Here is a 23,777-nt window from a genome sequence, read left to right as displayed (position 1 = left end):
CCCGTATCCCGCCCGGGGTCGGGGCCGGCCGGTCAACCCGCCAGGTTCTGGATGCTGTATTCCAGCTGGTACAGCTCGCGGATCACTTCCGCCTTCGCCCCCAGGGCCACCAGGCGCGGGGTCGACAGGAACTGCTCGCCGGCGGCCCGGACACCGTCGGCGCTGGAGCCCTCGATGAGGACGACCAGGTGCGGCAGGGTGATCACGCGCCCGCGCTGGTTGCCCGAGTTGCCGCCGGTGAGGGAGGGGTCGTTGCGCACGAAGTGGGCGGCGGTGACCCGCGGCGCCTGGACCACCGGCGGCATGACCTGGTCGCGCAGCGCCTCGACCAGCGCCGCCTCGCGGCCCGGCTCGGCCTCGAAGCGCAGGGTCAGCACGAAGCCGCCCATGGCGCAGCCCCCGGTGAACTCGATGCGGCAGGCGCCGCGCACGTTGTTGCGAAAACCCGGCAGCGTGGCGGTGGACCAGGGCGTGGGGTGGGTCAGGCGGGTCAGGTAGGCCTCGCTGGTGAGGACGTCCGCGTCCCGCACCTCGTACAGCGTGAGGAATTCCGTGCCCGGGTCGACGGCGACGCAGCGGCGCCCGCGCAGGAAGCCCGGGATGCCGAGGCGTTCGACCATGTGCTCGCGGGGGTGCCATTCGAAGAAGTCCTCGCGCTTCTCGGGCGAGATGTCGTTCCAGATCGCGACCAGCGCGTTGCCGGCGAGTGCCATGCGGGTGTCTCCTGATGGAAAGGGGTGAAACGGACTCAGAGGCCGGTGATGGCGGGCGGAGCCACCGGCGGCAGCGGGCGGGCGCGCAGGCGCGGCGGCTGGCCGGCGAGCCGGTAGGCCTCCTCCATCACGCGCAGCGTCTCGAGCTGGTCGCGGGCGCTGGTCCAGAACGCGCCGCCGGCGCGAACCTGGTCGGCGAAGTGCTGGACGGAGGCGTCGAAGCAGCCCTGGCGCACCTGCGCCTCGTCATACGTGATGCGCGCCTGCTCGGCCCCGGTCAGCGTGAGCACCGCGCCCTCCAGCAGCACGCTGCAGCGGGTGCCGGCGATCTCGAGCCGGTCCGGCGCGCGGGTCTCATGGCCGGCCGCGGTCATGACGCCATCGATGGTGACCGGCACGCCGGCGGCTGAACGCAGCAGGATCATGGCGCTGTCCTCCCCCACGATCTCCTCGCAGGTCTGGGCCGTGGCACAGCCCAGGACCTCGAGCTCGCCAAAGAGCGCGCGCACCACGTCGATCTCGTGCACCAGGGACTCGGCGATCAGCACCCGCCGCTCGCGGGCCAGGAACGGCTGGCGGGTCAGGGAATGGATGCGGCCGTCCTCCGCTCGCGGCAGCATGCTCGATCGCCACAGGCCGATGCGCACCTGGGTCACCGCGCCCAGGCGGCCCTCGGCCAGCCACTGCGCGATCTGGCGGAAGTAGGCGCGGTAACGCCAGTTCTCGTTGACCATGACCCGGATCCTGTCGCCCACCTCCTCCACCAGGGCCACGGCCTCGGCATGGGTGGGACACAGCGGCTTCTCGCACAGCGCATGCACGCCGTGCCGCGCCGCCAGCCGCACCAGGCCGGCATGGGTCTCGCGCGGCGTGATGATGTCCACCATGTCCAGCGCCTCGGCGGCCAGCAGGGCCTCGGGCGAGGTGTAGGTGGCGGGGATGCCGAACTCGGCGGCGCGGGCCTGCGCGCGCTGCGGGTCGGGGTCGCATACCGCCACCACCTGCGCGCCGATGCAGCGGGCCCAGGCCCGGAAGTGGTCGGCGCTGATCATCCCGCAGCCCAGCACCCCCACGCGCAGCAGGCGGTCGGCGGTCATGCGGCCTCCTTCGCGGCGCGGTGGCGGGCGTAGGTGGCCATGAAGGCATCGGCATCCGCGCGGGCCGCGCGGGCCTTCTCGGCCGGCGTGCAGTCCGCCAGGTCCTGGCGGGCCACCTCGTACTCGATCTCCAGGCCCGGCGGCAGCGCGTCGAGGAAGTCGAACAGGGGCAGCTCGCCGGTACCCGCCGGCAGGCGCGCGGTGCGCGCCTCCTGCAGCAGGGCCTCGTCGCTGGGGCGAGCCGCGAGCCGGCGGGCGTCGCACAGCTGCGCGAAGACGATGCGGGCCGGGTCCAGCGCGGCGAGGTCGGCGGGCGTCGCGCCGGAGCGGTCCAGGTGCAAGGCATCCAGCAGCAGGCCGGCGTTCGGCGCGCCGGTGGCCTCGACCACGCGGGCTGCGGCCTCGAGCGAGCGCACGGCGCTGTAGGGGAGGAACTCCAGTGCCACGCGGATGCCGGCCTGCCCCGCCAGCTCGCAGTAGCGTGCGAGCAGGTCGGTGAAGGCCGGCAGGTCCGGGTCGAAGCCGTTGGCCACGACGATGGGCGCGCCCAGTTCGTGGGTGGCCTCGATCGCCGGGGCGATCTGGTCCCAGGTCACGTCGGGATAGAACTGGTAGGCCGAGACATTGGACAGGCGAATGCCCAGGCCGGCGGCGCGGGCCCTCAGCTCGCGGGCCCGCGCCGGGTGACCGACGATCGCGTCGCTGAACGCATCGCCCGGCTTGCGGCCGCAGATGCGAAGGCCGACGGCGCTGAAGCCTGCCTGCGCCGCGGCGTCGAGGGTCAGTTCGGGCGTGGTGCCCAGGCTCAGGTGGGCAAGGGTCAGGGGAGAAAGGGTGGCCATCGTTCAGTGGGAGGCAGGGGATTCGCAAGCGGCTTGCAGGACGGCCGGCACGGGGACATCCAGGCGCCCAGCGAGCGCGCGCAGGTCGGCGGCCACGCCCTGGGGCAGTTCGATGCCCAGCGCCTGCTGGCGCTGCTGCGTGCGCCAGGCGCGCTCGCCCGGCACCAGGATCTCGCGCGCGCCGGGCACCAGCGGCGTGGCCTTGAGCATCGCGACGATGGCGTCGACCCGCTGGCGGAAGGCCGCCGGGTCCACGAAGCGGGCGATGTCGATGGCGATATGGATGTGGCCGTTGCCGATCGCCTGGCTCGTCTGCTGGAACCAGGCCGGGATCTCGCCCAGGATGCGCGAGCCGGTGAGCGCGCCGCACAGGATCTCGCCGAACACGGCCAGGCCGTAGCCCTTGTAGCCCAGGGGCATGAGCGCGCCACCCGCGGTGAGCGCGCCGGGGTCGTCGGTGGGATGGCCCTCGGCATCGACCAGCCAGTCACGCGGGATCTTCTCGCCGTTCTTGGCGGCCAGGCGGACGCGGCCGCCCGCGGCCACGCTCAGGGCCATGTCCAGCACGACAGGGCCATGGCTGTCGCCGGGCGCGGCCATCGCGATCGGGTTGTTGCCGATGGTGTTGCGCCGCCCACCCCAGGGCGCCATCCCCGGGAAGCCATTGGTCCAGGCCAGGCCGATCATGTCGCGCGGCAGGCCCTGCATCGCGTAGTGCGCGCAGGCGCCGATGAAGTCGCTGTTGCGCGCGGCCACCAGGCCCACGCCCTGCGTGGCGGCCTTGTCCAGGGCGAGCTGCATGGCCTGGGTCGCAGTGATCGCGCCAAGGGCGCGGCCGCCATCCAGCAACGCGGTCGCGGGGGACTCCTGCACGACGACAGGCGCGGCATCGGCGCGGGCGCCTCCCTGCAGCAGCCGGTCCACCAGAAACGGGGCGCGCACCACGCCATGCGAGTGGGTGCCGCGCAGGTCGCTCTGCACGAGGCTGTCCGTCACCGTGGCCGCATCGGCCGCCGTCAACCCGGCGCGGGCGAACAGCGCACGCACGAAGGCGGCCAGCTCGCCCTGCGGCACGCGGCCGGTGGGATCATCGTCCATCGCCCACCTCACTCGGCGCGGATGTTGGCGCTGCGGGCGACCTTGCCGAAGGCCTCGTAATCGCTGGCGATGCGCGCGGCGAAGGCCTGTGGCGTGTCGCCGATGGCCTGCACCGCCATCTGCTGCAGGCCGGCCTTCACCGCGTCGGTCTGCAGGCTCTCCACCAGGGCCTTGTGGATCCGCTGGACCACTGCATCGGGCGTGCCGCGCGGCGCGTGCAGGCCGAACCAGTTGCTGCACGCCTCCATCGGGGCGAAGCCGGCCTCGGCGGCGGTGGGCACGTCGGGCAGCTTCGGGTGGCGCTTGCGCCCCACGATCATCAGCGGCCGCAACTTGCCCTGGGCGATGTGGGGCTCGACCACCGAGGGCGCGTTGAGGCTCATCTGGACCCGGTTGGACAGCAGGTCTGGCATCAGCGGGCCGCCACCGCGGTAGTGGACCGACTGCATCTGGATGCCCGCCAGCATCTTGAAGTACTCGAGGTACAGGTGCTGGTTGCCGCCGGCGCCGGCGTCGCCGGTGAACATCTCGTTCGGCCGGCGCTTGGCCAGCGCGATGAACTCGGCCAGGTTGCGTGCCGGCACGTCGGCGTTGATGTTCAGGATCTGGTCGCCCTCGCCCACCATGGCGATGTGGACCAGGTCGGTCAGCGGGTTGACGCCCACGTTGGAGGTATGCGGCAGCACCACGATCTGCCCCACGCCCGAGGCCAGCAGCGTGTAGCCGTCGGCCGGGGACTTGGCCACGAAGGCGGTGGCCAGGTTGCCGGCGGCGCCGACCTTGTTCTCCACCACCACGGGCTGCCCCAGGCGTTCGGCCATCGGGCCGGTGAGCAGGCGAGGCAGGGCGTCGGTCAGGCCACCGGGGGCGAAACCCACGACGAGCTTGATCGGCCGGCTGGGCCAGGACGGGCCCTGGGCCAGGGCAGGCAGCGCCAGGCCGGCGGCCAGGCCCGGGGCGGCGGCGAGCAGGCGGCGGCGGGAGAGGGGGTGCGTCATGGGGACCTCAGGCGTCGGCGAGTTGGCGGGGACGGGCGGGCGGCACGCCGCCGTGCACCAGCCACCCGTTGGTGGCGAGCACGCCGGCGTCCACGGCGATGTTGGCGCCGGTGATGGCGCTGGCGCGATCGGACAGCAGGAAGGCGATCGACTCGGCGACCTCGGCGGGCTCGACCAGCCGGCCCAGCGCGCTCACTTCCGCGGGCGAGATCGCGTAGCGCTTGCCCTCCTGGATGTTGGCCACCATGCGCGGCACCGCGACGAAGCCGGGGCTGACCGCGTTCACGCGCACGCCGCTGCGGCCCCACTCGCCGGCCATGCCCTCGGTGAGCATGTTGACCGCGGCCTTCGCGGAGTAGTACGCGTGGCCGTGGTTGGGGCGCTGGCCCACCATCGACGAGATGTTCACGATGGCGCCGGCGCCGCGCCCCGCCATGCGCTGGCCGAAGGCCACGTCGCACAGGTAGGTCCCACGGTAGCCGGAGTGGACGATGCGGTCCCAGTGCTCGATCGGCAGCTTCTCCGGCGCCATCTGCGGCTGGAAGATGGCCGCGGCGCTGACCATGGCGTAGACCGGGCCGAAGTCCTCGTCGATGCGGCGCGCGGCCTCGTGGATGGAGTCGGCGTCGAGCACGTCGACGCGCAGGGCCATGCCGTCGACGCGGGCCGCGGTGGCGCGGGCGGCGTCCAGGTCGATGTCGGCCACCGCCACGCGCCAGCCGCGCGCATGCAGCAGCTCGCAGGTGGCGGCGCCGATGCCATTGGCGCCGCCGATCACCGCAGCGACGCGGCCGCGGCCTTCCGTGTAGTCAGTCGTCATGGCGTCGTCCTCGCGCTGGGTCAGTTCACCTGGATGCGGGCGGCACTGGCCACCTTGGCGAAGGCCTCGTAGTCGACGGCGATGCGGGCGGAAAACGCGGACTCGCCGTCGCCCACCGGCCGGATCGACTGCGCCGCCAGCGCTGCGCGCAGGGCATCGGTCTTGAGCGCGTCCTGCACCGCCGCCTGGATGCGGCGGCGCACCGGCTCGGGAAGGCCCTTGGGCCCATGCAGGCCGAACCAGTTGGTGCAGGCCTCCAGCGCCTTGAAACCGGCCTCGGCGGCAGTGGGCACCTGGGGCAGCTTGGGCTCGCGCTGGCGGCCTACCACCATCAGCGGGCGCAGCTTGCCCTGCTGGATGTGGCCCTCGATCGCCGGGTAGGCGTTCAGGCTCATCTGCACCTGGTTGGCCACCAGGTCCGGCAGGAGCTGCGCGGTGCCGCGGTAATGCACACCCGTCATCTGCAGGCCCGCCAGCAGGTTGAAGTACTCCATGTACAGGTGCAGGTTGCCGCCCGCGCCGGAGTCGGCGAAGAACAGCTTGCCGGGGTTCTTCTTCACCAGCGCCACGAACTCCTGGATCGTGTTCGCCGGCACCTGGGCGCTCACGGTGAGGATCAGGTCGCCCTCGCCGATCATGGAGATGTGCGCCAGGTCGTTCTTCGGGTTGACGCGCATGTCGGTGTACGTGTGCGGCGACACCACGATCTGCCCCACCGAGGAGAACAGCAGGTTGTAGCCGTCGGCCGGCGCCTTGGCCACGAACTCGGTGGCCAGGTTGCCGGCGGCGCCGGTCTTGTTCTCGACGACCACGGACTGGCCGATGGCGGTCCCCATCGGGGTGGCGAGCAGGCGGGCGAGCACGTCGGTCAGGCCGCCGGCGGAGAAACCCACGTTCAGCTTCAGCGGGCGGGCGGGGAAGTCCTGGGCACGGGCCAGTCCCGGAAGGGCCAGGGCGGCCGCCGCGGCGCCGGCGTGGCGCAGCCAGTGGCGCCGGCTGCGGTCGGATGTCTCCATGTCGTTCTCCTGTTCGCCGGCTCGCGGGGGCTGGCGTGGCATGGATTACAGCGGGCCGCGGCGCCCGCGTCCAAGACCGTTGGTGTCGGCCTGTCCGAAGTTTTTCTTGGGTCCGACCGCAGCCGCCGCCTCAAGGGCGGGCCGGGGCCGGCGCGGGGTGGGCCGCCGCGAGCAGGTCCTCGGGCGTGGCCAGGGCCTCCAGCGGCGCGGCCAGCGGGCCCAGGCGCTCGGCATAGAGGCGGCACACCTGGGACATGAGCCGCAGCACGCCGGCCTCGGCCTGGAACGGCGCGCGCTTGTGGGGCCGCACCAGGTACAGGGTGCGGCGCAGGGGCGGGTTGACGATGCGCCGGCCGCGGATGCGGCCCGAGGCGATGTCCTCGGCCACGTTGCCATAGGGCATGACGGCGCAGGCGTCGCCCATGGCCACCATGTTCTTCATCATCGAGATCGAGGAGACGTCCAGCGTGACGTTGAGGTCCACCGCCAGCCGCCGGGCGGTGGCCAGCACCTGCTGGCGCACGCCGTCACGCGGCCCGGGCATGACCAGGGCATGGCGCGCGATCTCGCTGAACTCGATGGAGGGGACGGACTGCAAGGGCTGCACGTCGCCGCCCTCGCCCCGCGAGACGAACAGCGTCTCCTCCTCAAGCAGCGGCACCCGCAGCAGGCCGGGGCGCTCGTGCACCTCGTAGGCCAGGGCGATGTCGATCTCGTGGCGCTCCAGCGCGTCGACCAGGACCACGCTGCGCTCCTCGACCAGGCTGAGGGAGACATCGGGGATGTCCTGGCGGGCCTGCTGCACGAGGTCGCGGCCGACCACGTTGGCGAACCCGTTGGTCAGGCCCAGGAGGATGCCCTCGCGCTCCTGGCGGCCGGCGGCGATCACCTGGCGCTCGGCCTCGTCGACCAGGCGCAGGATCTCGCAGGCCCGCTCGTACAGCAGCCGCCCGGCGCGGGTGGGCTCGACCCCGCGCGAGTGCCGGTGCAGCAGGCTCACCCCCAGCGCCTCCTCCATCTGCTTGATCTGCAGGCCGAGGGCCGGCTGCGCCACGTACAGCTGCTCGGCGGCGCGTGTCATGTTGCCCGTCTCGACGATGCGGGCGAAGTACTGGAGCTGGCGGAAGTTGATGGGAGCCTCGATGCGGTTCGCGGTACCTGTGACCATTATCCGGGCCCGGTCGCGCCCCCGCTGTCACCCCTGCGCGAACTTGACGTGGATGTTCTTCTGCTGCGTGAAGGCCAGGAGTTCCTCCAGGCACTCCTCGCGCCCGATGCCCGATTGCTTGATGCCGCCGAAGGGCGCGCCCAGGAAATGCTTGCTGACCTCATTGATCCAGACGTAGCCGGCCTGCACGGCATGGGCCGTGCGCAGCGCCGCATGGAGGTCGTTGGTCCAGATCGAGCAGGTCAGGCCGACGTCGACCGCGTTGACATCGCGCAGGAGGGCCGCCTCGTCCTCCCAGCGCAGGACGGACAGCACGGGTCCGAAGATCTCCTCACGCGCGATGCGCATCTGCGGCGACACCTGCGCGAAGACCGTGGGCTCGATGAAGAAGCCCCCCGGCAGGCCGGCCGGCGCGCCGCCGCCGCACACCAGGGACGCGCCTTCGGCCCGGCCCGACTCGATGTACGACAGCACGCGGTCGTACTGCGCCTGGCTGATGATCGCGCCCATGGTCGTGTTCCAGTCGTGCGGGCGGCCGGGCCGGAAGGCGCGGATGCGGACCTTCAGGGCCTCGAGCACCCGGTCGTGGAGGGACGCATGCAGGAAGGCCCGGCTGCAGGAGCCGCAGGACTGTCCGCACCAGGCGAAGTTCATGCCCGCGACCATCGCATCGGCGACCGCCTCCGGGTCGGCATCGGGGAACGCGATCAGCGCGTTCTTGCCGCCCAGCTCCAGCATCACCGGCTTGACGGTGTCGGCCGCACTCTTCATCACGGCCCGCCCGGCGCCGACGCTGCCGATCAGGGCCACCATGTCGACGCCGGGATGGGCCACCAGCGCGGCGCCCGTGTCCCGGCCCGCGCCGGTGACGACGTTGAAGACGCCAGGCGGGAACAGCCCCTCGACCAGCTCCGCGAGCCGCAGCGCGGACAGCGGCGCCTGCTCCGGCGGCTTGATGACGATGGTGTTGCCCGCCGCCAGGGGCGCGGCCGCCTTGCCCGCCGCGAACATGAAGGGGTGGTTGAAGGGGATGACGCGGGCCACCACGCCCAGGGGCTCGCGCACCGAGACGTTCATGCGCCCGGGGCCCATCGGGATCGAGTCGCCCTTCATCTCGGTGACCAGGCCGGCGAAGAAGTCGATCTGCGAGGCGGCGATCTCGGCGTCGCCCACCATGGCGCGCACCGGGTTGCCGCAGTCGATCGCGTCGAGCATCGCCAGCTCCTTCGCGTGCTCGCGGACGATGGCGGCGAAGCGGCGCAGGAGGGCCGCGCGCTCCAGGGGCGGCAGGTCGCGCCAGGCCGGGAAGGCGGCGCGCGCGCTGGCGACGGCTGCATCGACATCGCGCGCGTCGCCGTCGGCCGCCCGGCCCAGGGACTCGCCGGTGCCGGGGCTCGACAGGTCGAAATGGCGGCCCGCATGGGGCGGATGCCAGGCGCCGCCGTAGTAGTGCGCGCGGTGGGTCGGCAGCACGGCGGCCGCGTCGAAGAGGGTGTCGCTCATGGTCGCTGCGGGCTCAGGCGCGGGGCGCATCGAACGGGGGATCGAGCAGCAGCTTCATGGCATCGATCGCGGCCAGCCAGCCGGCGGCGCCAAAGCCGAAGATGACGCCGGTGGCCACCGGCCGCACATGCGACAGCTGCCGGAACTTGCGGTCGGCGTAGCGGTAGGAGTTGTTGAAGTGCAGTTCGATGATGGGGCACTTCAGGATCCGCAAGGCGTCGGGGATGGCGATCGAGGTGTGGGTGTAGGCGCCCGGGTTGATGATCACCCCGTCGATGGCGGGATAGGCCTGCTGGATCCAGGTCACCAGCTCCCCCTCGTGGTTGGACTGGCGGAAGTCGATGGCCAGGCCCAGGCCCGCCGCGCGCTCGCGCACGGCGGCTTCGATCTGGGCCAGCGTGGTGCGCCCATAGAGCTCGGGCTCGCGCACGCCCAGCATGTTGAGGTTGGGCCCGTTGAGGCACAGGAGGGTGCGTTGGGACATGGTGCTCAATGACTCTGGGAAAGGTGGGGGGAAACGGGGGCCGCGCGCCGCGCGCGCGCCTCGGTGAGGAAGCGCCGCGTCGCCTCGCCCGCCCGGCGCAGGCGCTCGGCCACCGGCAGGTGGGCCTGGTGGGCATGGGGCGCTTCCAGGCTGACGGGGATGCCGGCCGGCAGGGCGTCCATCAGCGCCTGGATCGGCAGGCCGCCCTCGCCGGGATAGAGGCGGCCCTGCCGGCTCTCCTCGGTCAGCGCCTGCAGCGGCGGGTCCGGCGCATCGCACAGCTGCACGTAGGCGATGCGCGCGGGATCGACCGCCGCCACCTGGGCGGGCGTGCCGCCCGAGCGCGTGAGGTGCAGGGCGTCGACCAGGATCCGCGCGTTCGGGTGGCCGACCTGGCCGATCACGCGCAAGGCATCGGCCAGCGACTTCATCGGCCGGATCGGCATGAACTCGATGGCCATGCCCAGGCCGAAGCCCTGGGCGGCCTCTGCGAGTTCGGCATAGCGAGCGGCGAGGCGGCCCTCGTCGGGGTCGATGCCGCCCGAGACGATGAAGGCCGCGCCGAGCGCGGCGGCGGCCTCCAGCGCCGGCAGGTAGTCGGCGACACGGGTGTCGGCGTCGATGCCGAAGGACTCGGCCTCGAAGATGCGGATGCCCTGGTCGTCGGCGCGCCGGCGCAGGGCGGCGATGCGGGGCCGGTCGCCGGCGATCACCGCAGTCGGCGCATGCCGGGGCGGGATCACGCGCAGGCCCACGCCGTCGAAGCCGGCCGCCGCCGCGGCGTCGATGAAGGCCTCGGCAGGGGCGTCGATCGCGGTCAGGTGGGAGACGCAGAGCATCAGGTGTCGATCTTGATGTTCGCGCCCTTGAAGATCTCGCCGTAGAGCGCGAGGTCGGACTCGATGCGCTCGGCGAAGGCCTGCGGCGAGCTGGCGATCGGCCGCTGGCCGCTGGCGATGACCTTGTCCCGGAAGGCGTCGACCTTGTAGGCGGCGACCAGGGCCTCGTGCACCTTCTGGATGATGGGCCGGGGCGTGTTCTTCGGCGCATGCAGGCTCAGCCAGAAGGTGATCTGGTCGAGGTCCTTGACCCCCAGTTCAAACGAGGTCGGCACGTTGGGCAGTGGCGCCACGCGCTGCTTGCCCAGGACCATGAGGGCCCCCACCCGCCCCGACTTGATGTAGGGCTCGGCCAGGCCCACCGAGGCGATGGTCAGGTGGACCTGGTTGGCGAGCAGGTCGGGCATGAGCTGCCCGGAGCCGCGATAGTGGGCCGTGATCATCTTGATGCCGGTTCGCAGCGACAGGAGCTCGCCGGCGATGTGGTTGGCCGAGCCGATGCCTGGCGTGGCGTGGATCAGGCTGCCCGGCGACTTCTTCGCCAGCGCGAGGAAGTCCTGGTAGTTCTTCGCCTCCAGCCCGGGGCTGGTGATCAGGACGAACTCGCTCTCGACCGCCATCGTGATGGGCGCGAGGTCCCGCACCGGGTGGGCCGGCATGCGAGGCGTGGCATGCGGCGCGGCGACCACCGCGGAACTCGTCGACAGCAGCAGGGTGTGGCCGTCGGGCCGGGCCTTCGAGACGAAGTCGGTCGCCAGGTTGCCGTTGGCGCCCGTCTTGTTCTCGATCACGATCGACTGCCCGAGCTTGTCCGACAGGTAGGGCGTGAGCAAGCGCGCATAGGCATCGGCGCCGCCGCCCGGGGGAAAGCCCACGATGATGCGGATCGGGCCCGTGGGGAACTCCTGCGCCCGGGCGCCCAGGGGCAGCGCCGTGGCGGCGGCCAGGCCGGCGGCCTGGCGAAGGACCTGTCTGCGGGACGGGCTGGATTTCATCATCGCGTGTCTCCTGGGGTTTCGGGTTCTGGGGGACTCACTCGCCGAGCAGGTCGGCGATGCGGATGGCGCAGCCCGTCGCGGCGGACTGCCGGATCGCCAGCGTCGCGGCGAGGGTGCGGGCGGCATCGGCCGCTGTCACCCGCGACGCGCACTCGCCGCGCAGGAGGGCGGCGAAGTGATCGAGCTGGCGCGTGAAGGCATCGGCGGGCACGTGGTAGAGGCGCCGGCGAATCAGCGGCGCGTCGCGCCCGCCATTGGGCTCGTTGGTCCAGGTCTCGAGCGTGGGCACGGTGATCGAGCCCTGCGTGCCGCAGACGAGGTAGCAGTCCTCGGGGATGGTCGCGAAGCGCGGATCCTCCTGCGAGGTCATCTCCCAGCACCAGGGCGCGGTGGTGGCGTCGGAGACGGTCAGCGTGCCCAGGGCGCCGCTGGCGAAGCGCAGGGTCACGGCCGCCGTGTCCTCCACGCCCAGGCCCCGCGTGGCGTTGGAGGTGACGGCCTGGACCGATTCGATCTCGCCGCACAGCATGCGCAGGCAGTCGATGTCGTGGATGGTGTTGATCAACAGCACGCCCCCGCCCCGGGCCGGGTCGAGCTTCCACAGGTCGCTGAAGTACTCGTCGGGCTTGCGCCGCAGCCACAGGCCGACGACGGCCACCACCCGGCCGATGCCGCCGGCGGCGATGTGCTGCGCCGCCTTCTGCAGCAGGGGGTTGTGGCGGCGGTGGTGGCCGACCAGCACCGGGACCTCGGTGGACTGCAGCACCCGGACCAGGTCGAGCGCGCGCTCCACCGAGTCGGCCACGGGCTTTTCGATCAGCACGCCGACGCCGCGCTCGATGCAGTCGATCGCCGCCGGCACGTGCAGCGAGTTGGGCGTGGCGATCACCACCGCGTCGGGCCATGCGGTGTCCAGCAACTCGAGGTGGCTGGCGAAGGTGGCGATGCCCTGGGCGGCCAGCGGCGCCCGGGCCTTCTCGAAGGGGTCGGCCACGCCCACGACCTCGAAGGCCGGGTGGCGCGAGAGGATGTCGAGATGGGCGCGGCCCATCGCGCCGGCGCCGATGATGCCGATGCGGCAAGGTGAGGTCATGGCTTCTGTCCGCTGGAGTGATTCAGGGCCGTCACCATCGCGGGCGTGTAGCCCGGCTCGGTGATCACGTCGACCACGGCAATGCCGCCGGCGTCCACATGCGCGAGGGCCTGGCGGAAGGCGGCCACGAGCTGGTCCGCGCTCCTGACCGGGCCGATGCCCAGCGCGCCCTGCGACCGCGCCATGCCGGCGATGTCGACCGCCGGGTCGTCGATGCGCTGGCCGATCCACTTGTTCTCGACCGGCCGGCCCCGCAGGCGGGCGACGCGCTCCTGGTGCACCTCGTCGTTGAAGAACGACTGGTTGTTGGCGACGATGTACAGGAGCGGGATGCGGTAGTGGGCCGCCGTCCAGATCGCCGTCGCCCCCATGAGGAAGTCGCCGTCGCCGCCGATGCAGACCGGGATGCGCCCGCTGCCCTTGAGGGCCAGCGCCGCGCCCACCGAGATGCCCGGGCCGCCGCCCACGCCGCCCCCGCCGTCGGAGCCGAGGAAGTCCAGCGGGTGGGTGAAGTCCCAGAACTGGCCGTCCCAGCCCAGGGGCAGGTGGACCAGCGAGGTCTCGCGGGCGCCCACGGCCTCGCGCAGCCCGGTCGCCAGGTGGGCCATGGTGATGGGGCCGTGGCCGAGCGCCGGCCCCTGGAACGGGGGCCGCAGGGAGCCCGGGTCACGCGGGGCCCCGCCGACCGCGTCGGCCAGGGCGATCGCCACCTCGTCGGGGTCGGCCGCGAGCATCAGGTCCACCGGCGGCAGCCCCTGGTAATCCATGCTCCAGCCGTTGTGGAGCGTGTGGTCCTGCGACACCTGGATGATGGTGGCGCGGGGGTCGCCCGGGCCGAAGGCGGCGGCCAGGGTGCCGGCCAGGTCGACCCAGTCGAGCGACAGCACCACGTCGGCGGCGGCGATCGCCTCGCGCGCCTGCGGCGTCGCATAGATGCCCGGCGCGCCGGCGTGGAGCGGGTGGTTCGTCGGGAAGGCGGCGCCCACCTTCAGGTCGGTGACGACGCGGGCCCCCAGGGCCTGCGCCAGCCGCACCCGCGCCTGCCAGGCCGCCTCGCTGCGGGAGGCGCGGCCGGCCAGGATCACCGGCCGCTGCGCCGAGGACAGCAGGCGCGCGACCTCGGCGACCTGCCGGTCCGAGGCGGTGGCGGCCACCGGCGGCATGTAGCGGCGCGGGTCGATCGGCGCCAGCGGCTCGGCCAGGGGCGCCTCCTGGAGCTGGACGTCGAGGTTGACGTAGACCGGCCCCTTGGGCGCGGTCTGCGTGATCCAGCCGGCCCGCAGCAGGGACTCGCGCGCGGCGGCGGGCGAGGCGGGCTGGTCGTCCCATTTGGTGTAGTCCCGCAGCATCGCGCCCTGGTCCCGCGCGGTGTGGATCCACTCGATCCAGGGGCGTCGCTGGGCCGCGTCGAAGGGGCCGGTGGCCCCGATCAGCAGCAGGGGCATGCGGTCGCACCAGGCGTTGAACACCGCCATGGTGGCGTGCATCAGTCCGACATTTGAGTGCGCGGCGGCGGCCATCGGCCGGCCCGTGACCTTGGCGTAGCCATGGGCGATGGCCACCGCATGCTCCTCGTGCAGGCACAGCAGCATCTGGGGCTGCTCGTTGCCGAGGTAGTTGACCAGGCTGTCATGGAAGCCCCGGAAGCTGGCGCCGGGGTTGAGGGCGATGTAGGGAATATCCAGGGCGCGCAGCGCCTCGGCGATCGCATCGCTGCCGAACAGGGCGGTCGGCGGCGCGACGACAGGACGCTCGATCGGGGCAGCGCCCGTGGTGGCCGGGGACAGGTCAGGGAGATCGCGCGAGTCGTTCATGGAGCCGTCGGTGCATCAGGGGACGGCTGCCCACGCAGCCGGGGACCCGTATCTTGTTGATGCACGGCGGCGAAGGCCAACACCGTGTTCTTATGCCTGTCCAAAGAAGAATGTATGGCGGGCGGCCCGCGCCGCCGCCATCCGCCGCCAGGCCCGGGTTGCCAGCCCCCGGGTGCCACGACCTATGATGGCGGGTTGACTTCGACCGCCCCTGCCTTGAACACCGAGACCGCCGGCCAGTACCTGGGCGCCGCCCTGGCCGCGTCGCGCATCGCCATCCGCGGCGCGCGCACGCACAACCTCAAGAACATCGACCTGGACATCCCGCGCAACCAGCTGGTGGTGATCACCGGCCTGTCGGGATCGGGCAAGTCCTCGCTCGCCTTCGACACCCTGTACGCCGAGGGCCAGCGCCGCTACGTGGAAAGCCTGTCGGCCTATGCCCGCCAGTTCCTGCAGCTGATGGACAAGCCCGACGTGGACGTGATCGAGGGCCTGTCGCCCGCCATCTCCATCGAGCAGAAGGCCACCAGCCACAACCCGCGGTCGACGGTGGGCACGGTGACCGAGATCCACGACTACCTGCGCCTGCTGTTCGCCCGCGCCGGCACGCCCTACTGCCCCGACCACGGCCAGCCCCTGGCCGCCCAGACCGTCTCGCAGATGGTGGACGCGGTGCTGGCCCTGCCCGAGGAGACCAAGCTGATGGTGCTGGCGCCGGTGGCGCGCGAGCGCAAGGGCGAGTTCGAGGAGCTGTTCGCCGCCATGCAGGCCCAGGGCTACATCCGCTTCCGGGTCAACGGCCAGAGCTACGAATTCGACCAGCTGCCCAAGCTGAAGAAGAACGAGAAGCACGACATCGACGTGGTGATCGACCGCCTCAAGGTCCGTCCCGACGCGCAGCAGCGCCTGGCCGAGAGCTTCGAGGCCGCCCTGCGCCTGGCCGAGGGCCGCGCCATCGCGGTGGAGATGGACAGCGGCCGCGAGCACCTGTTCAACGCCAAGTTCGCCTGCCCGGTCTGCAGCTACTCCATCAGCGAGCTGGAGCCGCGCCTGTTCTCCTTCAACTCGCCTGTGGGCGCCTGCCCCGCCTGCGACGGCCTGGGCCAGGGCGAGGTGTTCGACCCGCAGCGCGTGGTGGCCTTCCCCTCGCTGTCGCTGGCCTCCGGGGCCATCAAGGGCTGGGACCGCCGCAACGCCTACTACTTCAGCCTGGTCGAAAGCCTGGGCAAGCACTACGGCTTCGACCCCGAGGCGCCCTTCGAGCAGCTGCCGCCCGCGGTGCAGCACGCCATCCTGCACGGCTCGGGCGAGGAGGAGATCCGGTTCTCCTACACGATGGAGTCCGGCCAGTCGTCCGGCCGCAAGGTGACGAAGAAGCACCCCTTCGAGGGCGTCATCCCCAACATGGCCCGCCGCTTCCGCGAGACCGAATCGGGCGCCGTGCGCGAGGAACTCGGCCGCCTGCGCAGCCTCCAGCCCTGCCCCGAGTGCGCGGGCTCGCGCCTGCGCCGCGAGGCGCGCCACGTGAAGGTGGGCCAGGGCGAGCAGGCCCGGGCCATCTACGAGATCAGCCGCGTCACGCTGCGCGAGTGCCTGGGGTATTTCCAGGGCCTGCGGTTGAAGGGCGCGAAGGCCGAGATCGCCGACAAGGTGGTGCGCGAGATCGGCAACCGCCTGAAATTCCTCAATGACGTGGGCCTGAACTACCTGAGCCTCGACCGCAGCGCCGAGACGCTGTCCGGTGGCGAGGCCCAGCGTATCCGCCTGGCCAGCCAGATCGGCTCCGGCCTGACCGGCGTGATGTACGTGCTGGACGAACCCAGCATCGGCCTGCACCAGCGTGACAACGACCGCCTGATCGACACCCTGCGCCACCTGCGCGACATCGGCAACAGCGTGCTGGTGGTGGAACACGACGAGGACATGATCCGCGCCGCCGACCACGTGATCGACATGGGCCCGGGCGCCGGCATCCACGGCGGGCGGGTGATCGCCCAGGGCACGCCAGCGCAGGTGCAGGCCAGCGCCAGCTCGCTCACCGGCCGCTACATGGCCGGCACGCTGAAGATCGAGGTGCCGAAGCGGCGCACCGCCTGGCTGCCGGTCGAGGGCGGCCGGCCCGGCGAAGTGCAGCGCCTGCGCATCACCAACGCGCGGGGCAACAACCTCAAGGGCGTCACCGTCGATATCCCGGTGGGCCTGCTCACCTGCGTGACCGGGGTCTCCGGCTCGGGCAAGTCCACCCTGGTGAACGACACGCTGCATGCCGCGGCGGCGCGCAGCCTGTACCGCGCCCATGAAGAGCCCGCGCCCTACGACGAGATCGAGGGCCTGGAGCACTTCGACAAGGTGATCGCCGTCGACCAGTCCCCCATCGGCCGCACGCCGCGCAGCAACCCTGCCACCTACACCGGCCTGTTCACACCGATCCGCGAGCTGATGGCGGACACCCACACCGCCAAGGAGCGCGGCTACGGCCCCGGGCGCTTCTCGTTCAACGTGCCCGGCGGGCGCTGCGAGGCCTGCGAGGGCGACGGCGTGGTGAAGGTGGAGATGCACTTCCTGCCCGATGTCTACGTGGCCTGCGACGTGTGCCGCGGCATGCGCTACAACCGCGAGACGCTCGAGGTCCAGTGGAAGGGGAAGAACATCGCCCAGATCCTGGACATGACGGTGGAGGCAGCGCACGAGTTCCTCAAGCCGGTGCCCGCCATCGCCCGCAAGCTGCAGACGCTGCTGGACGTGGGACTGTCGTACGTGAAGCTGGGGCAGGCCGCCACCACGCTCTCGGGCGGCGAGGCGCAGCGGGTGAAGCTGGCGCTGGAGCTGTCCAAGCGCGACACCGGCCGCACCCTCTACATCCTGGACGAGCCCACCACCGGCCTGCACTTCGCCGACATCGACCTGCTGCTCAAGGTGCTGCACCAGTTGCGCGACGCGGGCAACACCATCGTCGTTATCGAGCACAACCTGGACGTGATCAAGACGGCCGACTGGCTCGTCGACATGGGCCCCGAGGGCGGCGCCGGCGGCGGCACGGTGGTGGCCACCGGAACGCCCGAGGCGGTCGCCGCGAACCCGGCGAGCCACACCGGCCGCTACCTGGCGCGCCTGCTCTGAGCCGCTGAAGCCCCGCGGGCCGCCGCGGGGCGGGTCGGGCCGCTGTCCCCGGGGATGCATTCGCGCGCCAAAAGCGCGACGATGCGTGCGTGCGCAAGGACCGAGGAGCCCGCATGACCCCCGCCGCCACCGGCCCCACAGCCCGCCTGCCCGATCCCTACCGCCCCGAGGCCCAGGTCCTGGCCGACCGGCTCGCGCGCCTGGAGGGCGCGCTGGACTGGTCGGCCGTGATGCGCGAGGCCACGCCCTGGGTGCAGGCCGTGCGCAGCCACCCGCCGCCGTTCTGGGCGATGGAGAGCCTCCTGCGCGAGTACCCGATCTCCAGCGCCGAGGGCCTGGCCCTGATGCGCCTGGCCGAGGCCCTGCTGCGGGTGCCCGACATCGAGACCGCCATCGCCCTGGCCGCCGACCAGCTCGGGCAGGCCGACTTCGCCGCCGCCGGCGACAGCACGCTGGCGCGCCTGTCCGGCGCCGTCATCGCCCTCTCCCGCCGGCTGCTGCCGGCCGATGGCGAACCGGACGGCCTGTGGGAGCGCCTGGGCGCGCGCACCCTGGTGGCGGCCGCCCTGCGCGCGGTGCAGCTGCTCGGGCACCAGTTCGTGATGGCGCAGGACATCCACCAGGCGCTGGCGTCGGCCTCGCGCCATGGCGGAGGCCTGCACTCGTTCGACATGCTCGGCGAGGGCGCGCGCACCGCGGCCGACGCGCGGCGCTATGCCGACGCCTATGCCCAGGCCCTGCAGGCCATCGCCGCCCGCGCCGAGCCGGCGCGCGGCCCCGGCGGCAACGACGGCCTGTCGATCAAGCTCAGCGCCCTGCACCCGCGCTACGAGGACGCGCAGCGTGACCGGGTGCTCGCCGAGCTGGTGCCGCGCGCCTGGGCGCTGTGCGAGCGCGCCGCCGCCGCCAACCTGAACCTCACCCTCGACGCCGAGGAGGTGGACCGCCTCGAGCTTTCGCTGGACGTGTTCGAGGCGCTGGCGCTGCAGGTGCGCGCGCACTGCCCGCAGTGGTCCGGCCTGGGCCTGGCGCTGCAGGCCTACCAGACCCGCGCGCTCGACCTGGTGGAACAGGTCATCACGCTGGGCCGCCGCCTCGGCCTGCGCTTCACCTGCCGCCTGGTCAAGGGCGCCTACTGGGATGCCGAGGTCAAGCGCGCCCAGGAGCTGGGCCTGCCGCACTACCCGGTGTTCACGCACCGCGCGCACACCGACGTCTCCTACCTCGCCTGCGCCCGGGCCCTGCTCGACGCGGGCGACGTGGTGTTCCCCCAGTTCGCCACGCACAACGCCGCCACGCTCGCGGCGGTGGCGCGCCTGGCCGCGGGCCGGCCGTTCGAGCTGCAGCGGCTGCACGGCATGGGCGAGGGCGTCTACCGTGAGGCGCTCAAGGACGGCGCGCTGCGTTGCCGGGTGTACGCGCCGGTGGGCCGGCACCGCGACCTGCTCGCCTACCTGGTGCGGCGGCTGCTGGAAAACGGCGCCAATTCCTCCTTCGTGCACCAGCTCGCCGACCCGGCGGTGGACCTGCCCGCACTGCTCGCCTCGCCCATGGCGCGCGCCCGCGCCTTCCTCGCCGCGCCGGCGTCGCTGCCGGGCCTGCCGCTGCCGCGTGACCTGCTCGGCGAGCGCCGCAACAGCGAGGGCGTGGACCTGGCCGTGCCCGCGATGCGCGAGCCGCTGCTGGCGGCGCACGCGCGCCTGCAGGTCCCCTTGGTGGCGCCCGCCGACCCGGGACAGGTGGCGGAGGCCGTCGAGCGCGCGCGCGCCGCGTTTCCCGCCTGGGAGGCGATGCCGGTGGCCGAGCGCGCCGCCATCCTCCTGCGCGCCGCCGACACCCTGCAGCAGCGACTGCCCCCGCTGGCCGCGCTGCTGGTGAAGGAAGCGCGCAAGACCTGGGGCGACGCGGTCGCCGAGGTGCGCGAGGCCGTCGACTTCCTGCGCTATTACGCGCTCGAGGCCGGGCGCGTGATGGCGCCCGTTGCCCTGCCGGGCCCCACCGGCGAGTCGAACGCGCTGCGCCTGTGCGGGCGCGGCGCCTGGGTCTGCATCAGCCCCTGGAATTTCCCGCTCGCCATCTTCACCGGCCAGGTGGCCGCGGCCCTGGCCACCGGCAACACCGTGCTGGCCAAGCCCGCCGAGCAGACGCCCGCCATCGCACAGGAAGCGGTGCGGGTGCTGCACGAGGCCGGCGTGCCGGCCGGGGCCCTGCAACTGCTGCATGGCCCGGGCGAGACGGTGGGCGCGGCGCTGGTGGCCCGTGCCGGCATCGCCGGCGTGGCCTTCACCGGCTCCACCGCGGTGGCCCGCGCCATCCAGCGCGCGCTGGCGGCGCAGGACGGGCCCATCCTGCCCCTGGTCGCCGAGACCGGGGGCGTCAACGCCATGCTGGTGGACTCCACCGCGCTGCCCGAGCAGGTGGCCGACGCGGTGGTGCACAGCGCCTTCCGCTCGGCCGGCCAGCGCTGCTCCGCGCTGCGCCTGCTGCTGCTGCACGAGGCCATCGCCGACGAGGTCGTCGCGATGGTGGCGGGCGCCGCGGCCGAACTGCGCACGGGCGAGCCCTCGCAGGTCGCCACCGACATCGGACCGGTGATCGACGACGCCGCCTTCGCCGGCCTGCAGGCGCACATCGCGCGCCTGCGCGCCACCGGGCGCCTGCTCTACGCGCCGCCACCGCTGCCGGGCCAGCCCCCCGGCCTGGTCGGCCCGCACCTGTTCGAGGTGGACGACATCGGCCAGGTGACCGAGGAGGTCTTCGGCCCGGTGCTCCAGGTGGCGCGCTGGCGCGGGGATCCGCTGGCCGTGGTCGACCGGGTCAACGCGCTCGGCTGGGGCCTGACCCTGGGGATCCAGACCCGCATCGAGGGCCGCGCCCGCGCCCTGGCGGCGCGCGCGCGCATCGGCAATGTCTACGTGAACCGCGCCATGACCGGCGCGGTGGTGGGGGTGCAGCCCTTCGGCGGGGAGGGCCTGTCCGGCACCGGGCCCAAGGCGGGCGGGCCGCACTACCTGCCGCGGTTCTGCGTGGAGCGCACGGTGAGCATCAACACCGCCGCCGCCGGCGGCAACGCGGCGCTCATGGCGCGGGTCGACTGAGGGCGGCATTGCGGCCAGCGCGGCGCCGGACACGGGGCCGCGCCGCTGTCCGACTTGACGCCGCGCACTTCATCGCCACACTGAGTCGGCACGCCATCGTGCAGGGCACAGGAGGGCCTCATGGCCTACAGCAGCATCATGGGCGCGGACAAGGCGCCCCTTCAGCCCCGTGGCCGCGGCAGTGACCTGCTCGGCCCGAGCGACAACTCCGACAGCGGCAGCGATGCGCTGGGCACCTCGGAAGTCCACGGCGACAGCGACGCCTACGGCACCGGCGAGCGCGGCGTCGTCTCCGGTACCGACGCCAAGGAGGGCGGCGACATCCTCCCGGACCGCATCGTGCGCCTGGGCGGCGGCGAGGGCGCCGGCGCCGAGGCCGGCGACGACGAGTTCATGGACCTCGACGAAGGCCTCGCCGGCTTCGGCGACGAGGACGAGGAGGAAGACGAGGCGTGAGGCCGGCCCTCAGCGCGCCAGCGTCGACGCGCCGAACAGACTCCGGATGAAATCGACCGCCAGTTCGGCGGTGCGGTTGCGGACATCGAGCGCGGGGTTGATCTCCACGACGTCGAGCGAGGCGAGGCGGCCGGTGTCCGCGATCATCTCCATGCACAGCTGCATCTCGCGGTAGGTCGGCCCGCCGCGCACTGCGGTGCCCACGCCGGGCGCATCCGCGGGGTCCAGGCAGTCGAGGTCGAAGCTCACGTGCAGGTGGGTGTCCTCGTCGATGTCGTGCAGCGCCTCGGCCATGGTGCGCAGCATGCCGTGCTCGTCGATGTGGCGCATGTCGAAGACCTGCAGCCCGAGCTGGCGGATCTCCTGCTTCTCCTGCGCGTCGACGCTGCGGATGCCGATGAAGTCCAGGTCACCGGCCGCCAGGGCCGCGACCTCCCCGCTCCAGCCCGTGAGCTGCGAGGGCCCGTGCCCCAGCAGGCAGGACACCGGCATGCCATGCAGGTTGCCGCTGGGGCTGATGGCCTCGGTGTTGACATCGGTGTGCGCGTCCAGCCACAGCACCCGCAGGCGGCGGCCCTGGCGACGGCAGTGGCGGGCGATGGCACTGATGGAGCCGATGGCCAGGCAGTGGTCGCCCCCCATGAGGAGCGGGAAATGCCCGCGGCCCAGCGCGGCGTCGACCGCCTCGAACACCGCGCGGTTCCAGGCCACCACCTCGGGCAGGTGGCGCACGCCCGCCTCGGGCGTCAGGCCGGGGTTGGGCGGTCCGGCGAGGTTGCCCAGGTCCGTCACCTGCAGGCCCTGGGCGCGCAGGGCCTCGGCCAGGCCGGCCACCCGCAGGGCGTCGGGCCCCATGCCGGCGCCGCGCACGCTGGCGCCCACGTCGGTGGGCGCGCCGATCAGGCTGACGGCGGGAAATGCGGCCATGCGCCCATTGTGCGGCGACGGCGGCGGCCCTGGGAAGCGTGCGGCGCGGCACGCGGCTTGCCCGCCACGCAGCCCGCCCCTTTTTCCAGGAGACCCGTCCATGCTGGCGATGAACTACCGCGGCCCCTACCGGGTGCGCGCCGACCAGAAGCCCGAGCCGCGCATCGAGCACCCCGGCGACGCCATCGTGCGCGTCACCCGCGCCTGCATCTGCGGCTCCGACCTGCACCTGTACCACGGCCTCGTGCCCGACACCCGCGTGGGCAGCACCTTCGGCCACGAGTTCACCGGCATCGTCGAGGCCGTCGGGCCCGAGGTGCGCAGCCTGCAGCCCGGCGATGCGGTGCTGGTGCCGTTCAACATCGCCTGCGGGCGCTGCTATTTCTGCCGCAAGCAGCTGTTCGGCAACTGCCATGACACCAACGCGGAGGCCACCGCGATCGGCGCCATCTACGGCTACTCGCACAGCGCCGGCGGCTACGACGGCGGGCAGGCCGAACTCGTGCGCGTGCCACTGGCCGATGTCGGCCCGATGAAGATCCCGCCCGACATGGACGTGGACGACGCGGTGCTCCTGACCGACGCCTTCCCCACCGGCTGGCAGGCCGCCGAGATGGGCGCCATCACGCAGGGCGATACGGTAGTGGTGTTCGGCGCCGGGCCGGTGGGCCTGTTCGCGGCGCGCTCGGCCTGGCTGTTCGGCGCGGGGCGGGTGATCGTGGTCGACCACCTGGCCTACCGGCTCGAATTCGCGCGCACCTTCGCCCCCTGCGAGGTGGTGAACTTCCGGGAGGTCCGCGACATGGCGGTGCACCTGAAGAAGCTCACCGACGGCCTGGGCCCGGACGTCGCCATCGACGCCGTGGGCGCCGAGGCCGCGGGCAGCGCGATGCAGCGACTGCTCGGCGTGCGCCTGAAGCTGCAGGCCGGCGCCGCCTCCGCGCTGCACTGGGCCATCGCCTCGGTGCGCAAGGGCGGGCATGTCTCGATCGTCGGCGTGTACGGCCCCACCTTCAACGCGGTGCCGATCGGCACCGCCCTGAACAAGGGCCTGACCCTGCGCATGAACCAGGCGAGCGTGAAGCGGCACCTGCCCCGGCTCGTCGAGCTGGTGCAGTCGGGGCAGGTGCGGCCGCGCGAGGTCATCACGCACCGGCTGCCGCTGGAGGACGTGGCCGACGCCTACCACCTGTTCTCCAGCAAGCTCGATGGCTGCATCAAGCCCGTGCTCGTGCCGCCCTCGGCGGCGATCCACTGATCCACTCCTGGAGCCCCGCCATGGACACGCACCCCCCCCCTCACCCGCCAGCCCGAAACGGTGCGGGTGCTGCATTCGAACGAGCGGCCCGGCCTGACGCCGGTTTTCGGCACCAGCGTCCCGCCTGCCGGCCTGAGCGGGCGCCTGCGCGAGTTCGCGTTCCGCTACGCCGAGGGCGACCTGCGCCACTGGATGCTGCTGCTCCTGGCGGACCGGGTGGGCGTGGGCGAAGGCGTGCTGTCCGACCTGGCCCGGGGCCGGGTGCCCAATGTCTTCGCCGAGATGGGCCTGGGAACGGAGTGGCGGCACAACCGCGCCGGCCTGGTGCGCAAGGTGGCGGTGGCCGCGGCGGTGACGGGCGTGGCGGTGTGGCTGCTGCGGCGCCCGCGGCGCCGGCGCCAGGCACCGGCGAATGCCCGCTAAGCTCGGCGG

General features: G+C 72.7%; 20 protein-coding genes. 5 read left to right on the top strand and 15 right to left on the bottom strand.

All coding sequences use genetic code 11. The annotated features are described in order from the left end of the window. Nucleotides 1–32 precede the first annotated feature (32 nt). The 14 genes from ACT80S_RS09930 to ACT80S_RS09865 form a co-directional block, all read right to left on the bottom strand. Nucleotides 33–713: a hypothetical protein gene (locus ACT80S_RS09930; RefSeq protein WP_377415468.1), complete on the bottom strand. Its 681-nt coding sequence runs from the start codon at nt 711–713 to the stop codon at nt 33–35. Between the two features lie 35 nt (nt 714–748). Continuing rightward, nucleotides 749–1,810 (bottom strand): Gfo/Idh/MocA family protein, encoded by a 1,062-nt coding sequence (locus ACT80S_RS09925; protein WP_377415467.1) that lies wholly within the window; start codon nt 1,808–1,810, stop codon nt 749–751. Then, nucleotides 1,807–2,652, bottom strand: a complete 846-nt coding sequence (locus ACT80S_RS09920; protein ID WP_377415466.1) for a sugar phosphate isomerase/epimerase family protein — start codon at nt 2,650–2,652, stop codon at nt 1,807–1,809. The genes ACT80S_RS09925 and ACT80S_RS09920 overlap by 4 nt, the downstream gene beginning before the upstream one ends. A gap of 3 nt (nt 2,653–2,655) precedes the next feature. Then, nucleotides 2,656–3,750 carry an Ldh family oxidoreductase gene (locus ACT80S_RS09915; protein WP_377415465.1) on the bottom strand — a complete coding sequence of 365 codons (1,095 nt, stop codon included), beginning with the start codon at nt 3,748–3,750 and terminating at the stop codon, nt 2,656–2,658. A gap of 8 nt (nt 3,751–3,758) precedes the next feature. Further along, a complete protein-coding gene (locus tag ACT80S_RS09910) occupies nt 3,759–4,748 on the bottom strand; it encodes a Bug family tripartite tricarboxylate transporter substrate binding protein (RefSeq protein WP_377415464.1) in 990 nt (329 codons plus the stop codon). Between the two features lie 7 nt (nt 4,749–4,755). Further along, the gene (locus ACT80S_RS09905) at nt 4,756–5,568 is read right to left on the bottom strand and encodes an SDR family NAD(P)-dependent oxidoreductase (RefSeq protein WP_377415463.1); all 813 of its coding nucleotides are present in this window, start codon (nt 5,566–5,568) and stop codon (nt 4,756–4,758) included. 20 nt (nt 5,569–5,588) lie between these two features. Then, nucleotides 5,589–6,584, bottom strand: coding sequence for a Bug family tripartite tricarboxylate transporter substrate binding protein (locus ACT80S_RS09900; protein WP_377415462.1), 996 nt, complete (start codon nt 6,582–6,584; stop codon nt 5,589–5,591). Nucleotides 6,585–6,714: 130 nt separating this feature from the next. Next, nucleotides 6,715–7,752, bottom strand: a complete 1,038-nt coding sequence (locus tag ACT80S_RS09895; protein ID WP_377415461.1) for a LysR family transcriptional regulator — start codon at nt 7,750–7,752, stop codon at nt 6,715–6,717. A 27-nt stretch (nt 7,753–7,779) separates the two neighbouring features. Beyond that, entirely contained in the window at nt 7,780–9,255 is a 1,476-nt protein-coding gene (locus ACT80S_RS09890) for an aldehyde dehydrogenase family protein (RefSeq protein WP_377415460.1), read from the bottom strand. 13 nt (nt 9,256–9,268) lie between these two features. Beyond that, on the bottom strand, nt 9,269–9,739 hold the full coding sequence (locus ACT80S_RS09885) for a type II 3-dehydroquinate dehydratase (RefSeq protein ID WP_377415459.1): 471 nt from the start codon (nt 9,737–9,739) through the stop codon (nt 9,269–9,271). Nucleotides 9,740–9,744: 5 nt separating this feature from the next. After that, nucleotides 9,745–10,578 (bottom strand): sugar phosphate isomerase/epimerase family protein, encoded by an 834-nt coding sequence (locus ACT80S_RS09880; protein ID WP_377415458.1) that lies wholly within the window; start codon nt 10,576–10,578, stop codon nt 9,745–9,747. Continuing rightward, entirely contained in the window at nt 10,578–11,576 is a 999-nt protein-coding gene (locus tag ACT80S_RS09875; protein WP_377415457.1) for a Bug family tripartite tricarboxylate transporter substrate binding protein, read from the bottom strand. The genes ACT80S_RS09880 and ACT80S_RS09875 overlap by 1 nt, the downstream gene beginning before the upstream one ends. Before the next feature lie 34 nt (nt 11,577–11,610). Next, nucleotides 11,611–12,669 (bottom strand): Gfo/Idh/MocA family protein, encoded by a 1,059-nt coding sequence (locus tag ACT80S_RS09870; protein ID WP_377415456.1) that lies wholly within the window; start codon nt 12,667–12,669, stop codon nt 11,611–11,613. Then, a complete protein-coding gene (locus ACT80S_RS09865; RefSeq protein WP_377415455.1) occupies nt 12,666–14,483 on the bottom strand; it encodes a thiamine pyrophosphate-binding protein in 1,818 nt (605 codons plus the stop codon). Before ACT80S_RS09865 ends, ACT80S_RS09870 begins: the two co-directional genes overlap by 4 nt. Before the next feature lie 114 nt (nt 14,484–14,597). Here ACT80S_RS09865 and uvrA point away from each other — a divergent pair, with 114 nt between their 5' ends. From uvrA to ACT80S_RS09850, 3 genes are all read left to right on the top strand, one after another. Further along, nucleotides 14,598–17,606 (top strand): excinuclease ABC subunit UvrA, encoded by a 3,009-nt coding sequence (gene uvrA, locus ACT80S_RS09860; RefSeq protein WP_377415454.1) that lies wholly within the window; start codon nt 14,598–14,600, stop codon nt 17,604–17,606. Nucleotides 17,607–17,719: 113 nt separating this feature from the next. Beyond that, nucleotides 17,720–20,704, top strand: a complete 2,985-nt coding sequence (locus ACT80S_RS09855; RefSeq protein WP_377415453.1) for an L-glutamate gamma-semialdehyde dehydrogenase — start codon at nt 17,720–17,722, stop codon at nt 20,702–20,704. 120 nt (nt 20,705–20,824) lie between these two features. Continuing rightward, nucleotides 20,825–21,160, top strand: coding sequence for a hypothetical protein (locus ACT80S_RS09850; RefSeq protein ID WP_377415452.1), 336 nt, complete (start codon nt 20,825–20,827; stop codon nt 21,158–21,160). A 9-nt stretch (nt 21,161–21,169) separates the two neighbouring features. Here the strand turns inward: ACT80S_RS09850 and rocF are convergent, their stop codons facing one another. Then, complete coding sequence (rocF, locus tag ACT80S_RS09845; protein ID WP_377415451.1) at nt 21,170–22,087, bottom strand: arginase; 918 nt, start codon at nt 22,085–22,087, stop codon at nt 21,170–21,172. Between the two features lie 100 nt (nt 22,088–22,187). Here rocF and ACT80S_RS09840 point away from each other — a divergent pair, with 100 nt between their 5' ends. Both ACT80S_RS09840 and ACT80S_RS09835 read left to right on the top strand, forming a co-directional pair. Beyond that, nucleotides 22,188–23,345: a zinc-dependent alcohol dehydrogenase gene (locus ACT80S_RS09840; protein ID WP_377415450.1), complete on the top strand. Its 1,158-nt coding sequence runs from the start codon at nt 22,188–22,190 to the stop codon at nt 23,343–23,345. A 66-nt stretch (nt 23,346–23,411) separates the two neighbouring features. Further along, the gene (locus ACT80S_RS09835) at nt 23,412–23,768 is read left to right on the top strand and encodes a hypothetical protein (protein WP_377415449.1); all 357 of its coding nucleotides are present in this window, start codon (nt 23,412–23,414) and stop codon (nt 23,766–23,768) included. Nucleotides 23,769–23,777 lie beyond the last annotated feature (9 nt).

This window comes from Ramlibacter sp. MAHUQ-53 (genome assembly GCF_052600055.1).
The sequence above is the reverse complement of the archived record's forward strand: the minus strand, read 5'-3'. Positions and strand labels throughout refer to the sequence as shown.